This is a genomic window from Paenibacillus sp. MMO-58 (assembly GCF_037146255.1).
Lineage (GTDB): Bacteria > Bacillota > Bacilli > Paenibacillales > Paenibacillaceae > Pristimantibacillus.
On the sequence record NZ_JBBCVY010000028.1, the window covers coordinates 1 to 2,715 of the forward strand.

The 2,715-nt window shown below is 36.6% G+C and carries 5 protein-coding genes and 1 pseudogene; all 6 read right to left on the bottom strand.

The genetic code is table 11. The annotated features are described in order from the left end of the window. Positions 1 to 209: 209 nt before the first annotated feature. Positions 210 to 392 (bottom strand): hypothetical protein, encoded by a 183-nt coding sequence (locus WFJ73_RS33100; RefSeq protein WP_336776985.1) that lies wholly within the window; start codon positions 390 to 392, stop codon positions 210 to 212. A 122-nt stretch (positions 393 to 514) separates the two neighbouring features. Then, on the bottom strand, positions 515 to 889 hold the full coding sequence (locus tag WFJ73_RS33105; protein WP_336776986.1) for a DUF2750 domain-containing protein: 375 nt from the start codon (positions 887 to 889) through the stop codon (positions 515 to 517). Between the two features lie 53 nt (positions 890 to 942). Continuing rightward, positions 943 to 1,350, bottom strand: coding sequence for a DUF4259 domain-containing protein (locus WFJ73_RS33110; protein ID WP_336776987.1), 408 nt, complete (start codon positions 1,348 to 1,350; stop codon positions 943 to 945). Between the two features lie 174 nt (positions 1,351 to 1,524). Next, positions 1,525 to 1,743, bottom strand: a complete 219-nt coding sequence (locus WFJ73_RS33115) for a DUF7660 family protein (RefSeq protein WP_336776988.1) — start codon at positions 1,741 to 1,743, stop codon at positions 1,525 to 1,527. 100 nt (positions 1,744 to 1,843) lie between these two features. After that, on the bottom strand, positions 1,844 to 2,266 hold the full coding sequence (locus WFJ73_RS33120; protein ID WP_336776989.1) for a hypothetical protein: 423 nt from the start codon (positions 2,264 to 2,266) through the stop codon (positions 1,844 to 1,846). Between the two features lie 242 nt (positions 2,267 to 2,508). Beyond that, positions 2,509 to 2,715, bottom strand: a pseudogene (locus WFJ73_RS33125) (hypothetical protein); the annotation flags it as partial.

The window sequence follows — 2,715 nt, forward strand, 5'->3', positions numbered from 1 at the left end:
ATTAATTCGTCACATCATTGAGCCATCCTGCAACAGCTTAATGACAAAAAGAGCAGGCTGCCGTGGTGGCGAGCTGCTCTGAATAGGTTCTGAACTAACGTTCCCCGTTAGCCATCCATGCATCTGATATTTGCACCACAGAGCATGAAAGTTAGTTCGTTCTTTCATGGTAGTTGAATATGTTATGGTGGTGGCGAATCATCAATGTTTCAATGTTTTTTTCTAAAGCAAGTAGAGATAAGAATTAAGGTTGTACCAGGTAGTTGGGTAAACAACAGAACCTCTTTAGGAAAGTAACCCATAGGAACACCAATTCCTGCTAAAAGAAAAAGAAAAGCAGCAATGGTAATCAAAGTCCGCGCAGATATTCTCTTACGATTCTTAGCTTCCATGTTACTTACTTTATCCTTTCGATTTAGTTGTTGAGTTGCTGCCGGAAATAGTCCGAGTCCATTGAGATAGAGGGTTGCTTCATTTCTTGTTGAATTAAAGTCTCCCGTTAGCGTAACATTGCTTAGTACTGTTCAAGTTCTTGATCCAAATCTTTCAGCAACACGCTAACCGCAAGAACAGCTGAGTCATCTCTATTCCAGAAGATCGATGGCTTATACTGGTCTTCCTCTATACCGGGTAACCACTCATTGATAAACTCCTCTAATGAGATACTCTGTGCTTTATAATTAGACCACTCTTCAAAAGCACAATATTCCGCAAATTCTCTCTTTGGCCAGAATGGAATCATTATGCCTCCATCATCGTCTGAAGTCATTGCCCATCCGTCATCATACAATAACCAAACTTCTTCATAATCAACAACCTTCTTAATAAAATACTCGTATCGAATATTTGCGGGAAGTTTTATAACTGCTTCGAATTCTTTTTGATTCAAAATTATCTCTTCTCCTAGTAATTAAATAGGGTTCTTTTTAATCCACATATAATTTATAGACGCTTTTTTAAATCTTTAATAATTTTCAACCAGTCCTTATAGTTTTCCGACTCTTCCCAAAGTTCTTTAAGCTCAGAGTCTTTTTTTATCTTTTTAATAGCTTTCTTTGCTAATGGTAATAAACTCTTTCCATGACCTTTGTGCGTCTCAATCCATTCATTAAGTCCCTCAACATAACTCGATTCATTCTTTAATTCCTCACCTGGTTTACCTTGTAGTGCGGCAAGAACTTCCATTGCTCCTATTGCATTTGAAGCTATATCAACTTCAATATAATCTTCTTCTTCAATCACTGACTCTAAGGTTTCTTCTATAAAAACAAATCCTTCAGATTCAAGAAGTTCTTCCTTCCAATCCTGTACATCATCATTTTCAAATATACCAGTTCCCCATGCTCCCATGCTTTGACACACTCCAGTTGAATTTAATCAGCAATTTGGTATTTGGAGTATTCGTTAGGTTCACTAAATTTTCCTGCTCTTTACCTTTACAACAAACCGGTAGCGGATCTCTGATCTGCTGCCGGTTTGTTGTTTTAAACTAAAGTTCGCCGTTAGCTTAAGGATTTACTCTCTTCACTCGTACGCCTTGCCTGCCAATAAAGAGGTTGCAAAGAGACTCCAGGTAGGCGAATTGGAATTATATTCACAATCAGTTAGCCATGCTTCCATAGCTTCAAGGAAGCTCTCCAGGTTCGGATTTTCCCAACCCGTAATATTATTAGTTAGGTCATTTCGCAATGTATTTAGAAATTTTACCAACTCTTCTTTATTGGAAACATCGTTAGGATTCACGTCAATTAAACCTCCAAATTAATTATCGTTCCCCGTTAGCTCAACGAAGAATGTGTTGCCCGTTTGGAAGCAACTCTTAGTCCCTAATGTGTTTATTAGATTATCCTTTAAGCTTATCAAATATTTTTCTCTCAGCTTCCGAAAAATTGTTATAGCTATCGATGTAGGTTATGACTGCTTGGTTCTCAGCAAGGCCTAATATTTCTCTTTTAGGAGAAGAATATATTTTTAACGTATTAGTTTTACCACTAACAACTATGTAGGAGTCGCCAATAACATATAGAGTATCCTTTATTCTTTTATAACTTATTACATGCTCATCCAAGACTGTAATATAGTTATTATCAACTTCATCAAACATTACTAATTTTTTGGCGTTTGGCCAAGTTCCAATTTGATATTTACCATCACTTACATATAAAACTGTATCTTTTCCTACCGGATACTTTGGTTGATTTGTACAACCAGACAGCAGACATTGCATTAAAATGCCTATAGTTATCAAAGAAATTAACTGTTTCATGTCCCTACTCCTTTGACATTATCTTTAATTCTTCTCTGAAATGAGTATGTAAGCTATTTTACATTCTACTGGAAAAACAATCCATTGTGATTAATACTTTTACATAAACAAAAAAAAGCAGCGGTTAGTTAGCAGCTACTTTTTGGAATTGCTTTAAGCTATTGTTCCCCGTTAGCCATCCATGCATCTGATATTTGCACCACAGAGCATGAAAGTTAGTTCGTTCTTTCATGGTAGTTCAGTCATCTTCCGTATTTCTTTCCCCAATTATCTGACCATTCTTTATAAGTCTGTCCAGTCACTTCTTCTAATGTTTTTCCGTCAAGTGAATAAGGTGCTCCCATTAAAAGCACTTTTCCTTGAACAGGAAATGAAATGCCGCCTATTACTTTGCCATTGCATACCATGACAGAGACGTTGGTCTCGGTATTGTATTTTTTTTCAAGGGG

Bases quoted from the DNA above. Each gene is read 5' to 3' on its own strand.
- WFJ73_RS33100 (WP_336776985.1), bottom strand. From the start codon at position 392: ATGGAAGCTAAGAATCGTAAGAGAATATCTGCGCGGACTTTGATTACC.
- WFJ73_RS33110 (WP_336776987.1), bottom strand. From the start codon at position 1,350: ATGGGAGCATGGGGAACTGGTATATTTGAAAATGATGATGTACAGGAT.
- WFJ73_RS33120 (WP_336776989.1), bottom strand. From the start codon at position 2,266: ATGAAACAGTTAATTTCTTTGATAACTATAGGCATTTTAATGCAATGT.